Here is a 25,954-nt window from a genome sequence, read left to right on the forward strand (position 1 = left end):
AGGTTAAGTTTTATTTTTTAGTGGGGCGCTCCCAACCACCAATGTTACGCTGCTTTGCGCGGGCGATAGCAAGTTCGCCGTCTTCAATTGATTTAGTAATGATTGAACCTGCGCCGACAGTGGCGTTTTTTCCGATTGAGGCAGGTGCTACTAAGGACGAATTCGAGCCAATAAATGCACCGTCACCAATTTCTGTTTTGAATTTGTTCACGCCATCGTAATTGCAGGTGATAGTACCCGCACCAATGTTTGCGCCTTCGCCAACAACTGTGTCACCTAAATAGGTTAAGTGATTCGCTTTAGAACCCTTACCCAGTATGGTTTTTTTCATTTCAACAAAGTTACCTACCTTGGCGTTCTGATGCATAACTGCGCCTGAGCGCAAACGGGCGAATGGCCCAACGCTGCAGTTCTCTCCAACATCGGCTTGTTCGACAATTGAGTTGGCTTCAATAACTGCACCTTCGGCAATATTGCAGTCAATCAGAATACAGTTAGGGCCTATTTGCGCATTTGAGCCGATGCTAACGTTACCCTTTATCACGACGTTCACGTCAATATTGATGTCTTGACCGACGCTAAGCTCTCCGCGTAAGTCAAACCTGTGTGGATCATTTAAACTTACGCCTTGGGCCATCACTATTTGTGCTTGCTCGAACTGAAACGCTCGCTCGATTTTGGCTAGCTGCATGCGATTATTAATGCCTTCAACTTCTATTGCAGAGCTTGGATGTGACGCTTTAATGGTTTTACCTTCAGCGGCCGCCATTGCGATGACATCAGTTAAGTAAAACTCACCTTGGGCGTTATTACTGTTTAAATTACCTAGCCAACGTTTTAAGTCTTTACCAGACATGATCATCATGCCGGTATTGATTTCGTTGATTTGCTGTTGCTGTTCAGTGGCATCTTTGTGTTCTACGATGGCTGTTACTTGGTCGCCTTCTCGAATAATACGTCCCATGCCAGTTGGATCGTCCAAATGAACAGTTAGCAGGGCTAAATCGGCATTTTGTTTGATGGCAATAAGTTGTTCTAGTGTAGATGGTTTAATGAGTGGGGCATCGCCAACTAAAATTAACACATCTTCATTGTCTTCAATATTGGGAACCGCTTGCTGAACCGCATGCCCAGTGCCGAGCTGCTCAGCTTGCAAACACCAATTTAACGAATTGTGCTGTAAAGCACTTTGTAACTGCTCTGCGCCATGTCCGTATATAAGATTGATTGAACGAGCGCCAATGGTGTTCACTGTGTCAATGATGCGTTGCACCATGGGTTTACCACCAATTGGATGAAGTACTTTAGGAAGAGAAGATTTCATTCTCGTTCCTTTTCCTGCCGCTAGTATAACTACTGAAAATGCCATATATGTCCCTTGAGTAAATTGCTGGCGGTATTTTATACCAATCTAAAAGGGTAAGTCATGGTGGAATAAAAATTAACGTTAGAATTAACTAAAAAAGCCAAGGAAAAGCGTGTGTTTGCTTTACCTTGGCGTAGGTGAGAGCCTTATTTACCGTACCGTTTGGGGTACATGGTAGACGTGACATCTTTGACTGCTTGAATAAGTTCAGGATAGGGGATGTCGGTAACTGTGACAAATCCTATATTGGCATTTTCTCCGTCGAATGAGCGCCCAGTGATAGGTTCGTCTACATATTGAAACCAATGTGCGCCAACCATGTAAGGTTTATCAAGTACGCTGGCCATATACTTTCTGTACATATTGGCGCGTTCCGTTTGATTCGCAGCATGCACTATTCCATAGTTAAACAAGCCTGAATCGGTTGCTGTGCCAATATGGAATTCACCAATAGTAACAGGCAAGTCTACGTCTTCTAAAAATTTCCAGAAATGCTCTTGAACGCCTTCTTCGTATATATTAAAACTTAGTACATCTGAATATTTAAGAGATGCTTTAATGATCTCATCAGGCATTCCCCAGTTTGCCATTCTAGCCCCCATATATAAATGGTGAGGCAGTACTTGTTCTAGGGTGTTGTGCACTACGGTGAAGTATTGTTCACCGAGCATTTCTAGCATGGTTGATAAGTCTTGGATCAGCATGTCTGAATGCCCAGTAAAAGTTACGCCATTTTCTAGTTCGGACCAATCAGCTAACTCTGTATTCCAACTTTGATTGAGCTGTGCGATAGAAGAATATTTGCTTGTTAAAAACTTAGTAAAGGCCGATTTCGCAGGACTGTCGGTTACAGATTTTGACAACGCATCTAAAATCACTCCATAGCGAGCTTCGACAGATCCTTCGCGCTCACCCCAGCTTTTCTCGTTATCAATAAAAATCCCCACACACCAAGGTGAGCTTTTTACGTTTTCGGCAATTTCTTCAATAGTGGCGAAGGCTCGCTCAGTAAACACTGGATCGTAAGGGTCTGGCATTAATCCCCAGTGGTTAGTTTTACCCGACAAGGTTTTGAAGTTTCCTATGATCCAACCATTGGCAAAATAGGGAATGCGCTCTTCATGTTCATAAAATGCTGGATCAACCCAGTTACCAAATGAAGTAAATCCCCAATCACGCATGCGGTCTAACGTTACTTGGTGCCAGTCTTTTACATAAGACTCGGGCTCAGTTTCACCGTATCTTCGTTCTAAATTGGCACGATAGAAACTGTACGTTTCACCATGGGCTACTGGGCCTTTGTGGGTAGAACGTCGGTAACTGTAATGGTCAGCAAGTGGATCGTCATAACTAGGTAGCCACTCAAACATATTATTGCGAACTTCTGAGGTGACAAAACGAGTCTGCTTAACGGAGTCTGCAATTTTAATGATACCCATTGAGTCTTCAGGGGTCGTTTCGTCATCTCTTACTACACGAATTTCGGGAGCTTGATAGTCAATCCCGGTAATAGTTGTCAGGTTTGCCATGCGCACATTGGCTGGGCCGTGAGAAAAATACAAGTAACCATCAGGGTCTACCATCCACCACTTTCCGTCCACTTTTTCTGTACGAAAATAGCCTGTCGCTGCTAACTTGGGGCCCGCAGTATAGCCACCAAATCTTGAACGATCTGGCATGCCAGAGGACTTCGCTAGATCAGATAGCTCTTGTTGTGCAGCCGATTTTAGTTGCTCTTCAGAGTGCACTTTTAGGGCGGTATCTAACTTAGCGTTTTGGCCGAATTTATCTAGGATGCCTACTAACCAGTCGCTTTCAGTTTGTGGATTTTGACGTAGTCGAATGTTGTCAATGGCTACTTTTTTATCAACCAAAGTGCCTATTGTTGAAAAAGTTAAAGACTTGATGGTGTTTAGATTAACTTGCGAAGCTCGCCAAGAGCGCCAAACCATGTGGCTGTCTTTTGTTTTCCAAGGTGGCGCATCACCCCATAAACCTGTTGCGGTTTCTGCCTCAACACCTTTCAGAGGAAAATACACCGTACCAGAATAGTCAACGGGGAGACTAATTGAACGTTTTTGTATTTCCCCTTGCGGGTTTTCGAGTGACAAATACAAATGAATTGACTCATCGCCGGTATTGTCTACGTCAAATGCTAAATTGTAATTTTTGTAGGCTGCTAAGTCCCATGGCGTATTGGGTTGAATGCGCAGGGCAGAGATATTGTGCTCTGAAGAAAATTCAACTTCTAAGTTCTTTCCTTGCGCTTGATGTTTGGTTGAGAAATCTGCGCTAGCGGAAGAGAGCCAATCTAACTGTTGCGTAGAGTCAAAGTCGACTAAAGAGTGAACCACTACTTCGTTCGCGAAGGGATCGGTGCTGTTAGCATGGGGAGTTTGAGCTGAGTCATTTTTGCTACAACTTAACATAAGAGTGAGAGAGCAAGCCGTCACAACTTTTAGATTTGAGTATGGTGTCAATGGAGATTTCATGTTGATACATTCTCTTAAAAATTTTGAGTACTATTTAAGCATAAACTTGTTAACATTCATTGTAAACTGTTAACAATCCAAATTGACGAATTAATATCCCATCTTTTATATTTATCTGAAATTGCATAGAAAAAGTGACGAAATTAGCACGCAGAGATTACCCTAGAATGATTTCTCGGTTACTATTAGATTTGTTGGTGTTACAGATCCCACTGTAGCAATTTGTCAAATTGAATGTAGACAAAGTTAAAAGCAAGGCCGCCTGTGAATATATTCCGTACATTACACCGAAGCATATTGATGCTGTTTGCCGTAGTGGTAATCTCAATTGTTACATTAGTGCATTTTAGCGTGTCTAAAATTGTTGCCGAACAAAGTCGTGCGCAACAGCGCTCTTATTCACCTGCTTTAAAGTTGATTGTAGAGCAACTAATGCAGCCTTTGCATATATCAGAAACCTTGGCCGAAGCACAAGAACTCAAAAATCTAATGAGCCAGCCTCAAGGTAAAGAAGCTGAAATTTTTGCAATGTTGGCCCGTTTACACGATGAGTTTAATCTGAATTTTTTTATTGCCAGTGAAATTAATCGCATGCAATACAATTCTCAAGGTCGAAAAATTGAGCTTAGTGAAGAAAAGGTCAATTGGTACTTTAGGTACAAAGAGCAGCCAGAGAATGCCATGGCTGACATTGGTCAATGGCAAAATCCACAGTTTTATATTGATTTAAAGATTTACGACCAGAACAACAACTTCTTAGGAGTGTTTGGTGTGGGTAAGAGTTTAGTGGGTTTTACTGAAGTCTTTAATCAGTACAAAGAAGAGTATGGTTATGACTTTATTTTTGTTGACCAAAATAAAGACATTACACTTACCTCAGACGTTGAACTATTGGTAAAAGGTACAACCTTTAAGAACTTAGCTGACCTCCCTTGGTTCCAGTCTTTAAGTGAGGAACAGCAAGCTTCTTCACTTAATAATTTATTATTAGATATAGACGGTCAAGCCGCGTTGATAGCAGAATTGAATATTCAGCCCTTTGATTGGACGCTGTATATCATTACACCGTTAGAGTCTCGTCAAACTGAAATCAGCCGAGGCTTTATTATTAGTGTTGTAACCCTGCTAGGGGTTATTTTTGGCTTATTTTTATTAATTTATAACCTGCTTTATTACTTTAAGAAAGATATGCAAAAAATTAAGCAGATAGACATTTTAACCGAATTGTCTAACCGCAGTAATATGACATTGAAATTTGAAGAGTTGATGTATGAAAAGCAGTCGGTCAGTTTGGTGTTAATTGATTTAGATAACTTTAAGCCAATTAACGAAACTCACGGGAGAAAGGCGGGCGACATTGTGTTGCGCCAGATTGCTCAAATGTTGCAAAGAGAAGTTAGGTCTACTGACTTTCTTGGCCGCTGGGGCGGTGAAGAGTTTATTCTACTCATGCCTGATACCGGTCCCCACGAGGCGGTCGAGATATGCCAAGGTTTATGCAAGAAACTGTCGTCGATGACCATCACTACAGGCTCAACGTCTATTCAAATGACAGCCAGTTTTGGCGTATCTTTTACTGCTGTCTCGCGGACAATGAGCGAAGTCATTGCTGCTGCCGATGACGCGCTGTTTACCGCCAAGCGTGATGGTAGAAATGTAGTAAGAATGCAATTAATCAAATCAGACTAAACCTTTGTTAGGTTTAGTCAGCTTGATTACTCCTGTTGTTAACGCTACACCAAAAAGTACAAGTGAAGCGCCCACCGACATGCTTATGGTGACTTTTTCTTGTAAGAATATTACCCCCCACATCACCCCAAATACAGGGACTAAATAGGCGACAGTAATTGCTCGTTCTGCACCTACATTGGCAATTAACCTGAAATACAAAATGTAAGCAAAAGCCGTACAGAAAAGCGCTAATGCAACGACTTGTAGCCAGCTTTCGGTGCTGGGGTTAGTTTCTGGCCAAAAGAAAAAGCTAACAGGTAATAATGCTAAAACTGCAAAGTATTGGCTGCCAGCGGCAATGGTAAGTGAGCTAATGCCTTGCAGGTACTTTTTAGAATAACATGCGGCTAGGCCGTAAAGAAAAGTTGCGCTTAGCGCCGCTATGGTTGGAAGAAATACATTGCCAACGTCTTCACTGGTTTTGCTTAAGCTGAGCAACAGTACACCTGTAAAGCCTAGCCCTAATCCAAAAATAGCAATTCTGGGCAAGTTGTCTTTTAACCAAAAGAATCCGACTAATGCTCCAAACATGGGCGCAGTAGCGTTTAAAATAGAAGCGTAGCCAGCACCCAAGTGAAAGGTACTGTAACTAAACAAACAAAAAGGAATGGCAGTGTTGGTTAAACCTACAAATAAAATTGCTCGCCACTGAGATGTAAATTCAGGCAGTAATTTTTTGTAAATAAAAAAAGGCAGTAGCGCTAAAGCTGCAATTCCCGAGCGCAACGTTACTAACATGATAGGGCCAAATTCACCGGTTGTGGTGCGCATGAATAAAAAAGAAGCGCCCCAAACTGCCGACAAAATGAGTAGTTCTAAAAAGTGTTTAATTTGCATTGTTGCGTTGCCTAATTGATTGTTCTAGCGCTAGTAAATCCGCTTTAATTGTTGTTCCCCAAGCGTAACCAGTTAGACTGCCGTTGCTTCCTATAACTCGGTGACAGGGTACTACAATCGCAATAGGATTGCGTCCATTTGCTGCGCCTACTGCTCGCACCGCTTTAGGATTGTTAATCTGTTGGGCGATGTGTGCGTAGCTGCGGGTTTCGCCAATTGGAATTTGCCTAAGCTGTTGCCACACCTGTTGTTGAAAATGTGTTCCTTGTACGTCTAGGCTGATATCAAATTCTGCTCGGTTTCCCGCAAAATACTCAATGAGCTGCTTTGCTGTGTTTTTAGTATGCAAATTCGAAAGTGAAGGCTTACTTTCATCTTTGGCAAACGTAATGCTGGTTAATCCATGCTCGCTCGCTTGAAGTAGTAACAGGCCAAATGTCGTGGATAAATATTCTGAATAGTGCGTTGTGGTCATGTCATGTTCCAAAGCTGTAAGGTGAGATAGCTACGCCAAGGCTTGGCTAGTTCAGCATTAATTTTGAGCTGGCGTAATTGTTTTTTGATGATCAGGTCAGTGTCTAACCAAATATCTGGCTGAGAAAGTCCGCGCATTTGAGCATAGGCGATGGTCCAAGGACCGATACCTTTAATTTTTATCCAATCCTTTAGCGGCAAGTGCTGGTTTTTCAGTCATGTATTGAGCAAATGCAATTAATGTGTGTTTACGACTATTAGGGATTTTTAGAAAATGTAAATCACTATTTGCTACGGCTTGGGGAGTGACAAAATACAGTTCTTCATCAGGTTTTTGCGCTAAATTTTGGCACAGTTGAGTGAGTAAGTTTATAGCCGCTTTTACAGATATTTGTTGACCAAGAATGGCTCGACAACCTGCCTCAAACGTGTTCCACACTCCGGGTAACCGCATACCCTGTGTGATGTCTAGTGTGTTGATGCCCGCTGCAATTAACTGTTGTCGAATGTGTTGAGTGTCAGCTTTTACATCAAATATTCGCTCTATATTGCTGACAACTTTTTTTAAATAAGCTAGATCTTCCAGTTGAATTGTGACTTTTAGTTGATGTTTGCTTGGTTCAAAAACCACCCTAAAAAAACCTAAGCAGTTGTCAATTTGGAAACGACGTGAATAGCTATTCTCTGTGACCGCTTCTATGCCTGCTATGGCTCTGGCCTGCAAGAAGGTTTGAATATGTTGCCAATTGTATGGAGGACGAAATGCTAGATCCATGTGTATTTCTTTGGTCACGGTTATATTCGACCTGCGACGTATTTGGCTAGGCGTAAAATGGGTTATTTTCTTGAATTGTGTTTGCATACGCCGAGCACAGGAAAAACCACTGGCTAAGGCAATAGCCTCTATACTTAGCTGACTTTGATGTAGCAATTGCTTGGCAAATAATACCTTATTGAACAATTGGTATTGTTTCGGGCTCATGCCTAAATGTTGCTGAAATAACTGCCGAAAATACCGAGTCGACACCCCTAATTTTTCGGCTACTTGTTCTATACTCTTGTCCGGCAGTTCTCTTAACAATCGGGCGGCACGATTTACCGTGGTATTGACGCCTTGCCAGGCATAAGATTGTGGTGCACTGTCTGGTCGACAACGAAGGCAAGGTCTGTAGCCAGCTAGAATGGCCTGTTCTGCCAGCTGGAAGTATTCAACATTTTTTTCTAAGGGCGAATTCGCTGGGCATATAGGCCGACAAAAAATATGGGTAGTTTTAACCGCAATAAAGAACTTACCATCAAATCTATGGTCTTTTGTTAATCGTGCTTGCTGATATAGACTGTTCATTTAATTATCATTAAGAAGGTGATTCACTGCCTAGTTTAACGAGTTTGTCGATTAAAATGCGACAAAAGCGGAAGTTGATAGTGGATTTTATTTTTCCGATGCGATGATTATTACTTGGAATATACTTATACTCACAGCATAAGATATTAGGGGGAATGGATTTTTACTGTATCCCCTTTTATGTCTACTTATTAATCCGCTAAAAAGGTCATGATTATTTTTTTTGTTATTTCTATTTGCCGCTATTTTTGTTGTGCTCAATTATCGTTACGAGTCACCTATGATTAGGTATCTATTTCTGTGCTTAATAAGTGTTTACAGCACGAGTGGATTCGCGGCCGATCCTTGGTTTAAAGAGTTTGCGCAAAAAACACAGAAAAAAGCGCAATCTAAAAACTTACCAGGTTACACCTTTGCTTTTGTTGAAAAAGGTAAACCTGCTTCTGTAGTTGTGTACGGCAAAGATAAAAAAATTGGAACGCCAATAGACCAAGACACCGTATTTCGATTAGCGTCGGTCTCTAAAACATTTACCTCAATGTTGATCGCAAAATATGTCGACCACAAAGAACTGGCATGGGCTGATCCGGTTGCTGATTTTGCGCCCCAATTTGAGCTGGTGGAAAATGGTCGACCTTTGTTGTCGTTACAGCATGTTATTGGCCAATCAAGTGGCTATACACCCAATGCGTATGATAATTTAATAGAGGCTAATTACCCTGTAGAGCGAGTGCTCACTATGCTTGCAGGGCTTAAACCACTTTGTAACCCAGGTCAGTGTTACACATACCAAAATACGCTTTTTGCCGTTGTAGAAGAGTTTTTTATTCAACATAAGTCTAGTTATGCTGAAGCGTTACAGAATACATTAATTAAACCATTAAAAATGCCATTTGCGAGTGTGGGTAAAAGTGCCCTGCAAAGCGCTAAAAAATGGGCTAAGCCACATGTCGCCATATCAAAGAATGGGTGGCGGGCATCTTCGGTACGAGATGATTATTATCGATATTCTCCTGCAGCGGGTGTGAATGCCAGTATACGAGATATGATTATTTGGATGCGTGCATTACTAGGTGAATACCCAGATGTTGTGTCCCCAGCTCTGGTTAAACAGGTGACATCGCCACTGGTGAAAAGTAAAAAAGAACTGTATCGCCGGCATTGGCGGTCACATTTGAGTGATGCGCACTACGGCTTAGGATGGCGTGTATATGAATTCGATGGCGAAGCGTTAAATTATCACGGAGGTTGGGTGAAGGGGTATCGGGCCGATATTGCCTTTGCTCCTGAGTTTGGTGTCGGTTATATCATGTTAATGAACGCTGAATCTAATTTGATTAATGAATTAACCCCAGACTTTTGGCAGCGATATTTTAAGCATGCAAAACAAACTAAACTTAGCGCAGCTAACACTCAATAAAGCGCGCAGAGTTTTTTAACTGGCAGCGAGTAACTGGCTGCCAGATTAGATGGGGCTACTACACTTTTAGATAGGTGTACCCTTTTAAACAACTTTCGTAAAAGTCGGTCCATTTGACCCCTTCTCTAGGTTTCATCTCTCCACTTGCGACATGCGCGTCAATTGCCTTTTTAACGGTTTGAGCCATTGAGTTAGGGTGATACTGCATAATGGATAGTACGTCTTCAACGGACGAGCCATTTACCACTTCTTCTATATAAAAATCTTCAGGGTCATCGTCGTGACTAAAAATATGCACTTCGTTCAAACGACCGAATAGATTGTGCATATCACCCATTACATCCTGATAAGCGCCAGTTAAAAATAAGCCCAAGAAGTAATCTTCGTTGGGTTTAAGAGGATGCATGGACAACACATCAGAAATACCATTTTCTCCGATGAACTGGTCCAATTTTCCGTCGCTGTCACAGGTAATATCAACCAATGAACAATTAACTGTAGGTCGCTCATTCATTCTGGTGAGTGGCACTACCGGTAACAATTGATCAATCGCCCAGGTATCTGCAGCCGATTGGAAAACCGAGAAGTTACATAAGTACTGGGATGAAAGATTGTATTCTAACTCTTGCATTTCTTCTGGGACAAATTCAGCTGATTGAATTTTAAGCTGTACTTTTTCCATTATTTGCCAATATAGGGTTTCGATTTTGGCAAGTTCTTCTAAAGAAATAACTCTTAATTTAAACGCATCTAGTGCTTGTTCTTTAAACTGTGAGGCATCATTGAATATTTCTTGTAGGTTGTCGTGAGAATCAATGATGTCGGCTAACTCACGAATATTACTCACCAATATGTGCTCGTCTGCGACGGCATCGGTTTTAATTCCCGTACTGTGAGCTTTAATTTCTCCTACCACTTGGGTGATCACACAACTGTGATGAGCGGTAATTGCCCGCCCACTTTCGCTAACGATAGTAGGGTGCGGTACGTTTTCTAAGTCGCATACTTGCTTCATTCCAAAAACGATGTCGGCCACGTATTCACTCATATTGTAATTACGAGATGAATCGTTAGTTGATTGACTGCCGTCGTAGTCGATACCTAAACCGCCACCTACATCTACATAGTCTAATTCGAAGCCCATTTTGTACAATTCAGAATAAATCATGGCGCCTTCGTTGATCGACTCTTTTACTGAACGGATGTCGGTCAATTGACTGCCTATATGAAAATGTAACAGTTTTAAGCTATCGGTCATGCCGCGATCGGCTAGGTAACGGGCAGCGTTGATTATTTCACTGATGGTCAAGCCAAACTTGGCTCTTTCGCCCCCTGAACTAGCCCACTTTCCTCGGCCTTTCACGGTCATTTTAGAACGGACACCTACTAAAGGTTTGACCCCTAGTTCTTCGGCAATTTTGACTAATAAGACTAGCTCTGAGAACTTCTCTATGACCACTAGCGTTTTGCGACCAAGTTGCAAACTTAGCAAAGCAAGACGCATAAACTCTTGATCTTTATAGCCATTTAAAACGGTAAGCGAATCTGTATTGGTGTTGAGTGCCATCACCGTGAGCAACTCAGCCTTAGAGCCAGCTTCTAAACCATAGTTAAACGGTGCACCAGCATCAACTATTTCTTCAACGACTTCTCGCATTTGGTTAACTTTGATCGGGTAAACTCCCATGTACTGACCTTGATATTCAGCTTCTTCGATGGTTGCCCGGAAAGTTTGGTTTAGTTTTGCTACTTGAGAGCGCAGGATATCGTGAAATCTCACAACCACCGGAAATTGAATACCCTCTTGTTTGATCTCATCAACCACAGCTTTAAAGTCAATGCGCATTTCTGTATTGCTGGGATCAGGGGTGACAAATAAGTTGCCATTTTCACCAATGTCGAAATAGCCTTCACCCCAGCGCTTAACACGGTAAAGGTTCTCAGAATCGTTTACGGTCCAATTGTTTGTAGTTGCCATGCCAAATTCACTGTATAGGGGATTAAAAAACCGATGGATTATATTTGACTACATAACTTCAAGCTAGCAACTATTACCCATTTTTTCGATTATTTTATAGCGTTTACTTTGCTCACAATAACAGCAAAGATGCTGAGCCTAAAAATACAAAAAAACCAACAACATCTGTAACAGTTGTCAGTATTACCGAGCCAGCCAAGGCTGGATCAATGCCCATTTTGTCTAGCAAAACAGGGATGGCTATGCCAGCAATGGCTGCAATCACCATATTGAGAACAACCGCAAAAGCAATAATGGCTGAAAGCGCATTGTTTTCGAACCAAATGGAAGTAATAAAAGAAATAACCGCCGCCCACAATAAGCCATTAAAAAAAGCGACCAGTACTTCTTTATTACCGAGTGCTTGTAAATTGGACTTAGCTAGCTGACCTGTGGCTAATCCGCGTATTGTTAGAGTAAGGGTTTGGCTGCCTGTTATGCCGCCCATACTTGCCACTATTGGCATCAGTACTGCTAGGGTTACCACTTCGGCTAATACTTTATCAAATAGACCGATGACAATTGATGCGGCAAAAGCAGTGACTAAATTGATGCCTAGCCAAACAGCTCGTCGCCTAGAACTGGTAAAGACGGGAGCAAACAGATCTTCATCACTGACTCGACCCATGTGCGACATTTGACTTTCGTAGTACTCTTGATAAACATCAATGGCGTCTTTAATTGAAAAGCGGCCGAGTAATTTACCTTGGTTATTAATAACAGGTAGCATCGAGCGGCCACTGCTTTTTACCGCTTCAGAAGCTTCAAATAAATCTAAGTCGGCGGCAAGTACATGGTCTGAAAATTCAGCAACTTGCATAACGTCTTGTCCATCATCGCAATCGAACAATAGGTTAATATCGATTTGTCCGAGATAATGGCCTGACTCATCAATGACCAACACGCTGTCTGTGTAAGGTGGCAATTTTTCAACCTTTATCTCTTGTAATAAATCCTTGGTTAGTATGCCCTTGCTTACTGTGGAAACCTCATGGTTTACGTAGCGACCTAACTGTTCATCATTATAGTTGAGGGCCTCTTCTACTAAGCCAGTATCTTCTGGAGTTAGCTTTTGAATTAGGCTCTTAGCTATTTTGTTGGGTAGTACATCTAAAATTTCTACTAAATGTTCGGCGCTACTAGAACGAGCAACATCTTCAATGTTCTCTGCGCTAAGCAAAGAAACCAGTTGCTCTCTTGAGTCATCACGCATCGCCGCCAAAATGGGGGATTTTTTATCTTCGCTAAGAGTTTGCCAAAGCTCCAAACGCAATTGTTTGGGTAGACCTTCGAATATAAATGCCCAATCTTCTGAGCTGAATTCTCTGGCAATAATAGGAACCGCAATTTGACCTTCTTGCAGTCTATCTAATAACCATATAAAGGCCGACTCTCTTTGTTCATTGGTAACCATTTCGCCGTCCTTTTTTTGCTTAAAATAATTTATATACAATTGTAAATTAATTCGGTACTACTTGTATGTCCTTTAGAGCAGGTTTTTTAGGGATATTTTGAAGAACCATTGACTTGGTTGTTCAATTGGCTAACAACAAACTTTTATGAGTGAATTTTATGCAAGACAGAGAAGTAACTGGTACACCCAGCATTGATGATCCCGAGCATATTTTTGAGCTGCGATATTTAACCTTAGATGATTATGCTGACGTTAAAGAATTGATGGATGTGGTTTACGCGCAAGTTGGCGGCGCTTGGCCGTTAAAGAATTATCAAGCTCAATTAAGTACATTTCCCGAAGGGCAAATTTGTATCGAAGATAAAGGAAAAGTCATAGGAGCTGCTTTTTCTGTGATTGTTGATTATGACAAGTTTGGTGATAAACATACCTACGATGAAATCACCGGTGATGCTTACTTAACAACTCACGATCCAAACGGTGATGTACTGTATGGAGTGGATGTGTTTGTTTCTCCAGAATATCGAGGTTTACGTGTTGGCCGTAGATTGTACGAAGCGCGTAGAGAATTGTGTAAAAACTTAAACCTTAAGTCGATCATGGCAGGGGGACGAATTCCAAACTACTCGAAACATTCAGCCGACATGTCTCCCTATGAGTATATCGAAGCGGTTAAATCAAAAGATTTGTATGACCCGATATTAACCTTTCAAATTTCTAATGGATTTGAAGTAAAAGCAGATCATGCAAGCTTATTTGCCTGAAGATGAAGCATCTCAAGGTTACGCAACATTGTTGCAATGGCACAATATGTATTACAACGCCGACCCCGCTAAATTGTATGGCGGCCATAGAAACACCGCTAGGATTGGCTGTATTCAATGGCAAATGCGTTACTTTAACGATGTGCAAGAGTTGCTTCAGCAAGCAGAGTACTTTATCGACGCCTTGTCTGATTACCAATGTGATGTTGCGCTGTTTCCTGAATTTTTCAATGCGCCGCTAATGGGAATCGATCCTGCCGAAACGTCGATTGATGCTATTTGGAATTTAGCCACTTACAGTGAGAAAATTCTCACCGAAATATCTCGCTTGGCTGTATCTTACAATATCAACGTGATTGTAGGATCTATGCCTGTGGTTGAAGACGATGAATTGTATAATATTAGCTATCTATGTCATCGAGATGGACAAATTGATAGCCAGTATAAATTGCATCCAACGCCACATGAAAAGAAAGATTGGATTATGCAAGGTGGGCATAAATTACAGGCCTTTGATACTGACTTTGGCAAAATTGGTATTTTGATTTGTTACGATGTGGAATTCCCTGAGCTTGGTAGAATTTTAGCGGAGCAAGAAATTCAAGTTTTGTTTGTGCCATTTTGGACGGATACCAAGAATGGTTATTTACGAGTCAGACGTTGTGCGCAAGCTCGTGCCATCGAAAATGAATGTTATGTAGCTATTGCAGGTAGTGTGGGTAATTTGCCTAAGGTAGATAATGTAGATATTCAATATGGCCAGTCGGCTGTTTTTTCTCCGTCAGATTTTTCATTCCCCCATGACGCGATAGTTTCCGAAACCACACCTAACACTGAAATGACATTGATTGTTGATTTGGACTTTGACAAGTTAACACAGTTGCAAAATGAAGGCTCTGTTCGAAATTATCTTGATCGTAGACGAGATCTATACCGGGTAGATTGGATCGGTAAAAAGTAACTTAATTAATAGTAGGGCATAGTACTAAACTCAATTGAGTTGCAATTTTTGCGGTTCAATTGAGTTACCGAGCACAATTCATCTAAACATTCGCTGAGTGGTGATAGTCGTTAGGGATAGGAAAAAGCAGATAATGAAAGTTTGTATGTAATCACTTTTGTTTTAGGGTAATAAAAATGGCGTGGTAAGTTTTATTTTTGTCTATTATTATCGATTGTTATTAAATAAAGGCTTAGTCTATTTGATATTGAAAAACCTCTTCAATTGTTTGTCCAAACACCGTTGCAATTTTAAACGCTACTTCCAAAGTTGGTGAGTGCTTACAATTTTCTATGGCAATAATTGTTTGTCTAGATACACCAATAAGTTCAGCAAGTTCGTGTTGTGTCATCTCTTCGGCAAAAAATCTAAGCTCTCTTATTTTATTGTTGATAGGTAAAGTACGCATAAATTGTCTCTGTGTGTTCCTCTGTTTTGTGTAAAGCACTAGCTTTTCATTTGCGCTAGTGGGCTGTGAAAAATTAATCTGTCGCACTGCGATAACAATAAAAATCAAATTCAATTTCAGAGGCAATTTTTGTTGTTAACTTAGTGCAGTCAATTTTTTGTAAAGCCTAAAGTGTGCAGCCTAATCTGTCGTTCTCCATTGCATCTATAGTAATACTAAAACCGATTGTGCTTGTATTTTGACGAACGGAAACGCTCTACTTGTTGATTTAATTGATTAGATAAATAGCCCTTAGTTTCCACATCTGAATAACCAACACCGTAAGTTGTTTTATTTTATTGACTTATAGTATATAAAACTAGGCTTTATGTTAATTATAATTTACTTTGGGTATGAATTAGTATTCTAGATTTAAGGAATGTACAACAAATTGTCAGTGGTAGAATAAGCAGACTGAAACCCCCAATAATCTATAAACCATTTTACCTAGGATTACGTTGCGCTTTTCAACTTGTAATACCTGATAACTAAATCGCATTGGGGTAAGGTGTATCTTTCAATTCTAAACGTTATCTATAGGCCCATTGTTGACCAAGGTTTCAATCTCAATCAACCGCAAAAAGTTTAAAGAAACGTTTAAAAATATACTTTTTATTTGACTCGTTTAGATAAAAAAACGTTCGTTCTCTAAAGCAGATTCGAACAAATAATTAGAGCCCTATAGTCAAACTAAACGCAAAAATTTACTGACAATTTTGGAGTTCAGCTATATTTGCGCTTACGTAACTTTCCTAATTAACGCTTAGCACAATCAACACTAAGACTATAAATTAAAATTGCCACCAATGTAAGTGCTTGCAAACATAAATTTCCATCTTTATGGGGTTTATTGTAAAGAAGTAGATTGCTTACAGGTGGAATGGGTTGAATGGCTATCGGCCATTTGGAAATGCGCTTACTCTGTGTTGCTCGAATTCAAAGAAGTAGTGGCCTCTTTTTCAATAACGAGTTATTCATTCAAAATGCTCATTCAAGCCCTTAATTAAGCGCATGCAAACGCTCGTTGAGGCGAGACTTTTTATGACGGATTGGTATAAGGGGGCCTATGAGCGAGGAGCCTTAGCAGGTGCACTGACGTAAGCGAACCGATGCAAGCTTCACAAGTAGTTGGCCACTTGACTCAAGATGACTGTGGCTAGGGGCTAAAAAGAGATTAAGAGACTAGTGCAGGCTATTGTTCTTCTTTGAATATTACAACGCGGTTTCTGCCGCCGCCTTTTGCATAATATAATGCTTGGTCGGCTTGTAAAAATGCTTGCTCCAAACTTGTAGACTTTTTAATTCTGGTAACGCCGATACTTGCGGTGATTGTTGTTTTTTCACCAACATCGTAACTGGCGGACTCTATTGCTTTTCTAATTTTTTCAGCGAAAACAAATTGTTGTTCATTGTCTAAGCAGTGAAACAATACTACAAACTCTTCTCCACCCCAGCGAGCGACTAGGTCATATGAACGCTTACAACTGGTAATAATTTGTGCCACGTCTTTGAGTACGCTGTCACCAATGGCATGCCCAAAGCTGTCATTGATTTGTTTGAAATAATCTAAATCGAGCACTAATAGCGCATACTGCTGCAAAATACCTTGTTCTTGTAATTTCTTGGTAATTTGACTAATGCCTTCTCTATTCAAAATACAAGTTAGTTTGTCGGTTTCGGCTTTCATTTTATACAGTTGATTCTGTTCTGCCATTTTCGATAATAAGTTGCTTTCGGTTAGGTATTTTCTGTTAAGCACCGCATATTTATAAAGTATTTCGGCTAGTGCTAGAATTGCCCAAAAAATAATGATTGTGAAATATAAATGTTCTCTAGATACATAGGCGCCCTTTGCAGTAATCGAATGCAAACGAAATCTGTGTGTTCCTAAAGTAACGGGATGTGGAATGCCTAAGCCCATAGAAATGGTTTGAGAAACGTCAGGCATGACCAATTCTGGTGGAACCTGGAATTCATTAACCCACCAATCGGCGACTCGCAGTTGGTCAAAATAAATAGGCAATACTTGCTCATAAAACGTTGCTGCTTTGGTAACGTTATTGAACTTTCCGGTTTTTATCTCGTCCTCATCACTGCCATATTGGTAATAGTTGCGAATAAACAGGCTGATATATTTGGCATCTCCCACATATTCGAGATCGACTAGCAAGTAACTGTAGGAGGATAAATCTAATTGTTCATAAGGTGGGTGAGACCAAGAAATCGCAATATTGCAAAATGGGTACCCCTTATTTGTATTAAAGGTACAAGTCCACTCATATTTTTCTCTGTCTATCCAAGCGAATTCTGTGTCACTACCCGTATTATTATCGATAATGATATGGGTATTATTGCCGAGTTGGGGGTGCAATTGTAGGGTGCGAGTGGGTATGTAATCGTAAAAAATGACCAAAGCTATGGTGACCAAAAAGGCAATAAATTTTAACCAGCCTAGATTGGTTGTCACTGCCTTGATCATTTTTCTGCACTTAAAAAGGTTAACTTAAATTGATTATAGACAAATTCAATTTAATTTAACTGTCTAATTTCTATCCTTCTAAACTGCGTTGGGTGGGTTTCTGCTTGGACAGATATGTGCCCTTTGGTAATTTTTAATGGGTTGCCTTCATCAAGCCACTTTTTGCCCCACTTATCGCTTGGATCAATTTGTAATGCTGAATATTCAAACACTAACTCGTTATTAATAAAGTGTTTGATACTGCCATCGTCTCTTACTTCGGCTTCAAACCAAACCCATTGGTCGCCGTGATAGGTTTTAGAATTTGACTTTATACAATGTGTTTTTTGTAACTTTCCTTGCTGAACAATGTCAGTACTAGGTGAGCATAGGTTGCCAGTGTGCCGTTCATCTACTCCATTACCACCTAACAATTGTGCCTCGGCAGAAATAGGGAAGGGTTGATCTATACCCATATATTCAGCTGGGGGCGAATTCAACATCACGCCATTGTTTCGATAGGCCCAACTATAAGCAGGATCGTTGGTGACTTGCTCGCCAATAAAACGATATTCAACTCTAATCTTATAATTTGAATAAGATTTGTTGGTAAATAGATGACCAAACCTGCCATCTTCAAAGCCATCCCAATTATCGTAAGAAACGGTGAGTAAACCATCTTCAACTCTAAAGGTGTCTTTGTAATTAATGCCAGCGGCAAAACCGTTAAACTTTGGCGTCCAACCATCTAAATTTTTGCCATTGAAAAGGCTAACCCATTCATTAGCCGACTTATCGGTATTTTCAGCCATGTTTTGCGAGCTGCATGCACTAAGCGCTAAAGCAGAGCCAACAGTAAACAATACTGCTGATATGTGTTTTTTCATTGTTTCAACTTCCTATTTTTTAATGGTTGTTCAAATAAAAGGGCAGACGAGACTACAGCTCGCCCTTCTTAAACAATTTAACTGCGTAGTCTGCTGCTCTGGCAGATAGTGCCATGTAGGTTAATGATGGATTTTGACAGCCACCCGATGGCATACAAGCCCCATCAGTAATAAACAAATTTGGCACGTCATGAGCTTGGCACCACTCATTTAATACGGAAGTTTTAGGATCGCGCCCCATTCTGGCTGTGCCCATTTCGTGAATTCGATTGCCTTAGCAATGACAAATTTAGTTCTGCATCTGGGCCCTTATTTATTTTTACGGCTCCTGCCGCTTTTAGCATTTCATAGGCGTCTTTTTGCGCTTCGCGCATCATGATCTTTTCGTTTTCACCCATTTCACAATTAATATTGGCTAATGGTAGACCCCATTTGTCTTTTTGAGTTTTGTCTAAAGTAACGCGGTTTTCTGGGTTAGGAAGCACTTCGCCAAAAGCGTAAATTCCCACTTGCCAATTTCCAGGTTTGCGATTCGCTTGCTTGAAGTCTTCGCCAATACCTGTACCGATTGCCTGTCCAACCAATACGTTTGCCTCCGCCTTGGAAGCCAAATCCACGTAAGTAAGGTTTGTCTTGTTCTGTGATATTGGCATACCGTGGAATGTAGATACCTCCGGGGCGTCGACCATAATAGTACTGGTCTTCAAACCCTTCGAATTCCCCTGTAGCGGCCGCAGCACTAACATGGTCCATTAAATTGCGGCCCACTTGGTCTGAGCTATTGGCTAAGCCATTGGGGAAGCTTGCTGATTTCGATTGCAATAAAATCATGGTACTAGCGATGGTAGAAGCATTTAGAAAAACCAATCGAGCCGTATAGGTTTTAACTGCTTTGGTTTCAGCATCAATGACTTTTACGCCTGACAGGCGTTTGGTTTTTTCATCATATTCAAGAGAGTGCACTATAGCGTTGTTAACTATGGTGCAATTTCCGGTTTTCATGGCTGCCGGTAACGTGGCTGAATTAGAAGAAAAGTACGCGCCAAAACTACAACCTCTGTTGCAATGATTTCTTACTTGGCAAGGCCCACGACCTAATGCCATCTGTTCTTCGGTGGGTTTGGTGAGATGCGCTATTCTGGCGTTAATGACTTTTCGGGTCGGAAATTCTTTTTCTAAATTTTTCTTAAACTCTTTTTCGATACAAGTCATTTCAAAGGGCGGTTGAAAAATACTGTCGGGCAACTGTTCAAGCCCTTCCGCACTTCCAGAAATACCAGCAAACTTTTCTACATATTCATACCATGGCGCAAGATCATCGTATCGAATTGGCCAATCAGTTCCATGACCATCTTTTTTGTTGGCTTCAAAGTCTTGAGGACCTAAACGGTAAGATTGACGTCCCCATAAGAGTGAGCGTCCGCCGGTGTGATAGCCGCGGATCCAATCATAAGGCTTATCTTCTGGTGTTACATATGGGTGTTCACTGTCTTTTACCCAAAAATGTTTAGTACTGTCGCGCATGGCATATTTAACTGCTCTGTACTGAATTGGGTAGTCATTTTTTACTTCATCTTCTGGGATCTGATCGAGATTTGGTCTATCCCAAGGGCTAACAAAATCAGCATAATCCTTACTTGGCTCTATTTTTCTGCCTCGTTCCAAAACTAAAACTTTCAAGCCTTTTTCTGCTAATTCTTTGGCGCTCCAGCCACCACTCATTCCTGAGCCTACTACAATTGCATCATATTCTGTCATTCTAAAAACCTTCTAAACTTTACCGCTAACTAAATTATTTATTTGCTCAACTAGACTGCCCAAGTGCGTCCAACGTCTTCAAATGGAATGCAAGCTTCCCAACGCCTATAGGCACTAATTCATAACGTAGTTCTTGAGACGCACCTACTTCTGAAAAATAATAAAAACGTGCAATTAAAGACTTAATCGAACGATACCCCCAAGCTTTGTTCCCAGAAAAAGCGAGTTCATCTAGTTGTTTTAACGCCGAAAGTTGTCGTTTGACTGGGGCTGTCAAAAAGTTTTGATTTGCTAATTTGTCTAATGCTTGTTGGGTCTCTAACACTGCTAAGTGATGTTTCTCTTTTGATTCTTGCGATGCCCATTCGGCATGTAAAACATCCATCATATCTGGTGTACCTACAGTCAATGCGCCAGGCTGTTTCTGTATCAGGAATGATCAAGCCAGCCAAAAAACTAATTAGCTCAAATTCGTTGACAGAATAAAAGCGTTTACCTGGGGCCGTAGAGCCTTGACTTTGGGCGGTTTTTGATACCGATTTATCGAATTTTTCGACACAGCCAACCGTTGTCGCTGCGCCAACAGTGGCCATAATGCCAACCAATAGTTCTCGCCTGCTTAAACCTCGAGCCGCATTGTTTGGATTACCTGTATTATGTTCTTTTGGATTGGAGTTATTGTCCATGGGTTACCTTTAGAGTTTCCACAAGATAGCCATTTTGCTATCAGAGCTTAATTACACAAGTGGTTAACAATAATTATCTTTTATTTAAAAGCAAGATAACATTTATTTTTTACGTAAATTTATATGTGAAATTATTATTATTAATTTCTAGTTGCTTGAATAAAAGTCCTACTAACCCCTTGACCTTAGATTAAACTCTAAGGTTTATAATTCAATTCAAATAGGCATACTTGCCAAAGTGCATTGCGCTAGCGTTTAAAAATTCATTTTCTACCATGATAAAAAGAGAGCCCTACAAGTGAAAATAAGCGACTTAGCAGAAAGGTCTGGCATTAGTGCTCATACCTTAAGATATTATGAAAAGTCAGGATTACTTAAAGCGTCCTCGCGAGGGGCGAATAACTATAGGGTTTATTCTGAAGACGATTTAAATACGGCTAAATTTATTCAGCATTGTAAAAATTGTGGATTTACCCTTGCCGAAATCACCGCATTATTGGCGATCAAACACGACAAAAGCCAGCATGTATGTGCTGAAGCCAAGTCCATTACCGCCAATAAGTTAGATGAAATTGCACAACATATTGAACGCTTGAAGCTTATGCAAAACACCCTTAAGAAGTTGGCCCAATATTGTTGCGGTGGTCAAGAAAGTGCAGAGTATTGCTCTATTATTACCGCTTTAGAAGAAGGAAAATAAAATGGAGTTGCTTAGTAATTTTGTTGATTTGTTCACGGAATCAGCGCCATTCCTATTGTTAGGTATGTTGATGGCGGGCGTGATCAATCAATTGGTCCCTAAAACATGGATTGATAAAACGTTAGGTAGTAATAAATCTGTTACAACGGCAGCACTAATAGGTGCGCCTTTACCTCTTTGTTCCTGTTCGGTGATTCCGGTAGCGATGGGCATAAGACGCAGTGGAGCGAGTAAGGCGAGCACTGCTAGCTTTTTAGTGGCGACGCCCGAAACAGGTGTAGATTCAATCGGTGTCACTTATGCGCTGATGGGACCTATTATGGCTATTGTAAGACCTATTGCGGCAATTTTTTCAGCTATTGTCACCGGACTACTCATTGCGGTATTTGGTCAAGAGCAAGATTCAACTCCTCACCTTGCTAAGCCAGCATCGGTCAAATCATGTTGTAGTAAGAGCAAACCCCAAGCCAAAACATTACCTGAAAAAATAAAAACGGCTGTTGTTTTTGGTTACGGCCAACTGTTGAGAGATTTTATGGTTTGGTTTTTAATCGGTGTGTTTTTTGCCGCGTTGATCACAACTTACGTGCCCGATGACTTTCTAGCGCAATATGCACAAGGGGTTTTCGCTATGCTAGTTGCTGTGGTCATTTCAATTCCCATGTATATTTGTGCAACGGCATCTACCCCGATCGCGGTGGGGTTGTTGATGTCAGGTATCAGTCCTGGTGCAGCTTTAGTCTTTATGTTAACTGGACCTGCTACCAATATTGCTACCTTAATGATCATTAAGAATGAGTTGGGCAAGAGAGAACTCGCGCTCTACTTAGTAGGAATAGTATCGAGTGCTATACTTTGCGGCGTGGTGTTAGATTATTTGTTTAGTCAATTTGGCTGGCAACTGAATTTATATCATGGCGGGCATTCAGATATGTTGGGATTGTTGTATCAAGTGAGTGCGTTCGTACTGGCAGGCTTGATTATCTTTCAGATGTTTAAGAAGTATTGGCCAAAACGATCGCTAGTCAGCCAGCAAAAAGCCGTTCACAAATAGTTGTTTTCCAGCCTATTGTTAAGTGCTTCGCAGCTTTGCGAAGTACTTGGCCTCGATAGTTCGGTTGGCTATATAAAATATGGATAGTGATTTAGTGGCTACGCAACATTGAAAAAGCGCGGTTCGGCAATAAATGTAAATATCATTCACATAGTTTTTAATTAAATATACAAAAATATTGATTTTTTACTAACAATTTGTGGTTTAAGTCTATATTATCACTCATCTATTTTAACTGGTCTGCTCACCCGCTCTGTAGTTTGAATTTTGACCAGTTTGTTATTGTAGGTTTAGGAGATCATAATGAAATTCAATAAAATTATTTTGGGTGCAGGTTTGACTTTTTTGTCGCTCAATACCTTTGGCGCCGCTTTTCAATTAGCTGAACATAGTGCTTCAGGCCTTGGGCGTGCATTCGCAGGTGACGCTGCAATAGCAGAAAATGCATCAGTTGTCGCTCGTAATCCAGCGTTGATGTCGCAGTTTACAGAGAATCAATTATCCCTAGTGGGAACTTATATTAAACCAGATGTTAGCCTAGAGGGAGAAAGTGCACCTGCATATTCAAGTGCAGAAGCGCTAGACAATGACAGTATTGCGCTCAGGCGCTTTTGTGCCGGCAAGTTATTTAGTTATGCCTATTAATAGTAAGTGGGCGGTAGGTTTAGGTATGTTTTCTAACTTCGGTTTGGCCACAGAATTTGCAGATGACTATGCTGCAGGCCAATTGGCTGGTGAAACTGAAATACTAACGATTAATGTCAATACTAGCGTGTCCTATAAAGTTAATGAGCAATTCACCATTGCTGGTGGATTAAACTATGTTTATGCAGAAGCTGAACTCGTTCGCCACGCTGGGCCTGGATTGCCGGCTTTTTTACAAGCTAATTTTGGTTCAACCTTTGGTGTAACTAGTAGCACCGAAGCAGCAAAAATGGACGGAGATGACTCGGCTATCGGCTGGAATATTGGTCTTGCTTGGGATGTATCCGATCGCACTCGTTTTGGTTTAGCCTATCGCAGTTCTGTCGAACTAGACTTTGAAGGGGAATATAGTAATCAAATTCCAACGGATTTACAGGCTCTAGGAGGTCTAGGAGGAAGCTCGTTAGACGGTAGATTAGCCATTGAACTGCCTGCCATTACTGAGTTTTCTGGTACTCATCAGTTAGATGATAAATGGGGCTTACACTACAGTGTAATGTGGACTCAGTGGAGTAGCTTTGACAGGTTGGAAGCCTATGTTCCAGCAAGAGACGAGCCGGTTTTTGAAAAAGATGAAAACTTTAGTGATAGTTTCCGCTACGCAATAGGTGCCGATTATCAGTTAAATAGTGAAATAAAACTGCGTGCAGGTATCGCTTATGACAAATCACCTAGTGATCCAAATCATCAGTCTATCTCAATTCCAGACACTAACCGTTTATGGCTCAGTGCCGGTGCTGAATATACGTTGAGTGATGCGTCAACACTGGATTTTGGTTTGAGTATCTTACGTGGCGAGAACCGCAGCTTTGTAGAAGAGGATAACCTTGGTGGCGAATGGGGATTTGCTAGCGAAGGCAACGCAGCAATTTTTGCCGCCCAGTATAATTATTCTTTCTAGGGTGACTTAAGCTAGCCAAGTGAGTTAGCTGCCAAATGAATAAAAGCCAGCATTGCATGCTGGCTTTTTTGTTTTTCATTTAACGGCTGTTTGATTGACGGTCATTCACCAATTTGTTACATTTGCCTTACAAAACTAAACCGGTTTACTAGTTTGGCTAACCATAAATAACTTCCTGATTTCTTGTAAATACACTCACTTCGGTAACGAATAATATGACTAATATAAAAAACTTTTTCAAAACTCTATTGCCGGGGATCTTCTTATTCGGTTTTACGGTAGGCACTGGCAGTGTGACTGCGATGGCTAAAGCGGGGGCTGATTATGGTATGTCTCTGCTGTGGACCATTTTTATTTCCTGCGCTATCACTTATTTTCTAATTTCTTTGTTTGGCAAATTTACTTTAGTAACCGGTCTCACTGCATTGCAGTCTTTTAGAAAACATATTCATCCAGCGGTGAGTATTTTTTTATTGTCGCTCTCACGACCCAGATATGTGGCAGCGTGATTGGTGTGATGGGGATCTTAGCTGACGTTTGTTATGAGTGGTCGAAGCACTTTTTTGACGGCGGAATATCGCCAATTTATTTTGCGCTATTTTTTATCGCTTTTGTTTACATTATCTTCTTGATCGGCAAGACCGAAGTATTTGAAAAAGTATTAGCCATTTTTGTGGCGGTTATGGCGCTGTGTTTTTTAGCGAACTTTATTATTTTAATGCCACCGGCGATGGAAATTTTACAGGGTATGGTACCTAACGTACCAGACACCGCACCGGGCAAAAGTTCGTTTTTGGTGATTGCATCTATGGTGGGAACCACTGTTTTTTCTGGCCTGTTTATATTGCGAACTATTTTGGTAAAAGAAGCGGGTTGGACGATGGCGGATTTGAAAGTGCAAAATAGAGATGCACTTTTTGCCGCATTCTTGATGTTTATTGTCAGTACTTCCATCATGGCTGCCGCTGCAGGGTCATTATACATTCAAGGCATCACCTTGGTGAATGTGACTCAAATGATAAACTTGTTGGAACCTCTGGCGGGAGCGTCGGCAGTCGCAATCTTTACCATCGGATTGATTGCCGCAGGTGTGTCTTCACAGTTTCCTAATGTCGCTTTATTACCCTGGTTATTGGATGATTTCCATCAACGCAAAAGTAACCTTAAAAGACCTAGCTATAGAATAATGGCGTTGATTATTTCTTGTTTAGGTTTAATCGTGCCCATTTTTAATGCTAAACCTATCGCCGTAATGGTGAGCTCACAGGCCCTTGGCGCGTTAGTCTTACCGGCCACAGTGGGCTGTATTTTCTATATTGGGAATAAACAATCTTTAATGGCTGAGCATAAATTTTCTACTCTGATTAACGTTATTTTATCTATGATTTTCATTTTTGCCTTAGTGATGAGTTATATGAGCTTTAACGGCATTATTTCTACTTAGCAAGGGCTATAAGCATAGCTCAATTGGCTCTTGGGCCAATTATATTATTAATG

17 protein-coding genes and 3 pseudogenes are annotated in these 25,954 nt (G+C 40.8%); 8 read left to right on the forward strand and 12 right to left on the reverse strand.

The features are described from left to right. Positions 1-10 precede the first annotated feature (10 nt). Both glmU and RS130_RS07455 read right to left on the reverse strand, forming a co-directional pair. Positions 11-1,369: a bifunctional UDP-N-acetylglucosamine diphosphorylase/glucosamine-1-phosphate N-acetyltransferase GlmU gene (gene glmU, locus RS130_RS07450; RefSeq protein WP_316025433.1), complete on the reverse strand. Its 1,359-nt coding sequence runs from the start codon at positions 1,367-1,369 to the stop codon at positions 11-13. Between the two features lie 143 nt (positions 1,370-1,512). Further along, positions 1,513-3,858 (reverse strand): agarase, encoded by a 2,346-nt coding sequence (locus RS130_RS07455; RefSeq protein WP_316025434.1) that lies wholly within the window; start codon positions 3,856-3,858, stop codon positions 1,513-1,515. Positions 3,859-4,122: 264 nt separating this feature from the next. Between RS130_RS07455 and RS130_RS07460 the strand changes: the two genes are divergently transcribed. After that, the gene (locus tag RS130_RS07460; protein ID WP_316025435.1) at positions 4,123-5,547 is read left to right on the forward strand and encodes a sensor domain-containing diguanylate cyclase; all 1,425 of its coding nucleotides are present in this window, start codon (positions 4,123-4,125) and stop codon (positions 5,545-5,547) included. Here RS130_RS07460 and RS130_RS07465 read toward each other — a convergent pair. The 3 genes from RS130_RS07465 to RS130_RS07475 all read right to left on the reverse strand — a co-directional run bounded on the left by RS130_RS07465 (position 5,539) and on the right by RS130_RS07475 (position 8,245). Beyond that, positions 5,539-6,426, reverse strand: a complete 888-nt coding sequence (locus RS130_RS07465) for a DMT family transporter (protein WP_316025436.1) — start codon at positions 6,424-6,426, stop codon at positions 5,539-5,541. The genes RS130_RS07460 and RS130_RS07465 overlap by 9 nt on opposite strands. Further along, positions 6,416-6,901: a methylated-DNA--[protein]-cysteine S-methyltransferase gene (locus RS130_RS07470; RefSeq protein ID WP_316025437.1), complete on the reverse strand. Its 486-nt coding sequence runs from the start codon at positions 6,899-6,901 to the stop codon at positions 6,416-6,418. The genes RS130_RS07465 and RS130_RS07470 overlap by 11 nt, the downstream gene beginning before the upstream one ends. Positions 6,902-7,072: 171 nt before the next feature. Next, positions 7,073-8,245 carry a bifunctional transcriptional activator/DNA repair enzyme AdaA gene (locus RS130_RS07475; protein ID WP_316025438.1) on the reverse strand — a complete coding sequence of 391 codons (1,173 nt, stop codon included), beginning with the start codon at positions 8,243-8,245 and terminating at the stop codon, positions 7,073-7,075. A gap of 280 nt (positions 8,246-8,525) precedes the next feature. Between RS130_RS07475 and RS130_RS07480 the strand changes: the two genes are divergently transcribed. Further along, entirely contained in the window at positions 8,526-9,665 is a 1,140-nt protein-coding gene (locus tag RS130_RS07480; protein WP_316025439.1) for a serine hydrolase domain-containing protein, read from the forward strand. Between the two features lie 58 nt (positions 9,666-9,723). Here the strand turns inward: RS130_RS07480 and speA are convergent, their stop codons facing one another. Further along, complete coding sequence (gene speA / locus RS130_RS07485) at positions 9,724-11,643, reverse strand: biosynthetic arginine decarboxylase (RefSeq protein WP_316025440.1); 1,920 nt, start codon at positions 11,641-11,643, stop codon at positions 9,724-9,726. A 112-nt stretch (positions 11,644-11,755) separates the two neighbouring features. After that, positions 11,756-13,096: a magnesium transporter gene (locus RS130_RS07490; RefSeq protein ID WP_316025441.1), complete on the reverse strand. Its 1,341-nt coding sequence runs from the start codon at positions 13,094-13,096 to the stop codon at positions 11,756-11,758. A gap of 158 nt (positions 13,097-13,254) precedes the next feature. Here RS130_RS07490 and RS130_RS07495 point away from each other — a divergent pair. Beyond that, positions 13,255-14,821 (forward strand): annotated as a pseudogene (locus RS130_RS07495) (GNAT family N-acetyltransferase). 232 nt (positions 14,822-15,053) lie between these two features. On the opposite strand, the gene RS130_RS07500 reads toward RS130_RS07495, so the two are convergent. The 5 genes and pseudogenes from RS130_RS07500 to RS130_RS07520 form a co-directional block, all read right to left on the reverse strand. Continuing rightward, positions 15,054-15,269 carry a helix-turn-helix transcriptional regulator gene (locus RS130_RS07500; protein ID WP_316025442.1) on the reverse strand — a complete coding sequence of 72 codons (216 nt, stop codon included), beginning with the start codon at positions 15,267-15,269 and terminating at the stop codon, positions 15,054-15,056. Positions 15,270-16,500: 1,231 nt separating this feature from the next. Then, on the reverse strand, positions 16,501-17,787 hold the full coding sequence (locus tag RS130_RS07505; protein WP_316025443.1) for a GGDEF domain-containing protein: 1,287 nt from the start codon (positions 17,785-17,787) through the stop codon (positions 16,501-16,503). A gap of 50 nt (positions 17,788-17,837) precedes the next feature. Continuing rightward, a complete protein-coding gene (locus tag RS130_RS07510) occupies positions 17,838-18,653 on the reverse strand; it encodes a 3-keto-disaccharide hydrolase (RefSeq protein WP_316025444.1) in 816 nt (271 codons plus the stop codon). A gap of 52 nt (positions 18,654-18,705) precedes the next feature. Continuing rightward, positions 18,706-20,411, reverse strand: a pseudogene (locus RS130_RS07515) (GMC oxidoreductase). A gap of 46 nt (positions 20,412-20,457) precedes the next feature. Continuing rightward, positions 20,458-20,844, reverse strand: a complete 387-nt coding sequence (locus tag RS130_RS07520; RefSeq protein WP_316027995.1) for a gluconate 2-dehydrogenase subunit 3 family protein — start codon at positions 20,842-20,844, stop codon at positions 20,458-20,460. A 551-nt stretch (positions 20,845-21,395) separates the two neighbouring features. Between RS130_RS07520 and zntR the strand changes: the two genes are divergently transcribed. The 5 genes and pseudogenes from zntR (at position 21,396) to RS130_RS07545 (ending at position 25,901) form a co-directional block, all read left to right on the forward strand. Further along, complete coding sequence (zntR, locus tag RS130_RS07525; RefSeq protein ID WP_316025445.1) at positions 21,396-21,797, forward strand: Zn(2+)-responsive transcriptional regulator; 402 nt, start codon at positions 21,396-21,398, stop codon at positions 21,795-21,797. 1 nt (position 21,798) lies between these two features. Then, entirely contained in the window at positions 21,799-22,851 is a 1,053-nt protein-coding gene (locus RS130_RS07530) for an SO_0444 family Cu/Zn efflux transporter (protein WP_316025446.1), read from the forward strand. A 303-nt stretch (positions 22,852-23,154) separates the two neighbouring features. Then, positions 23,155-24,457 (forward strand): annotated as a pseudogene (locus tag RS130_RS07535) (outer membrane protein transport protein). Between the two features lie 215 nt (positions 24,458-24,672). Beyond that, on the forward strand, positions 24,673-24,966 hold the full coding sequence (locus tag RS130_RS07540) for a divalent metal cation transporter (protein ID WP_316025447.1): 294 nt from the start codon (positions 24,673-24,675) through the stop codon (positions 24,964-24,966). Then, the gene (locus RS130_RS07545; RefSeq protein ID WP_316025448.1) at positions 24,963-25,901 is read left to right on the forward strand and encodes an NRAMP family divalent metal transporter; all 939 of its coding nucleotides are present in this window, start codon (positions 24,963-24,965) and stop codon (positions 25,899-25,901) included. Before RS130_RS07540 ends, RS130_RS07545 begins: the two co-directional genes overlap by 4 nt. Positions 25,902-25,954: the final 53 nt, after the last annotated feature.

It is taken from the genome of Paraglaciecola aquimarina, from assembly GCF_032464635.1.
In the GTDB taxonomy this organism is placed as follows: domain Bacteria; phylum Pseudomonadota; class Gammaproteobacteria; order Enterobacterales; family Alteromonadaceae; genus Paraglaciecola; species Paraglaciecola aquimarina.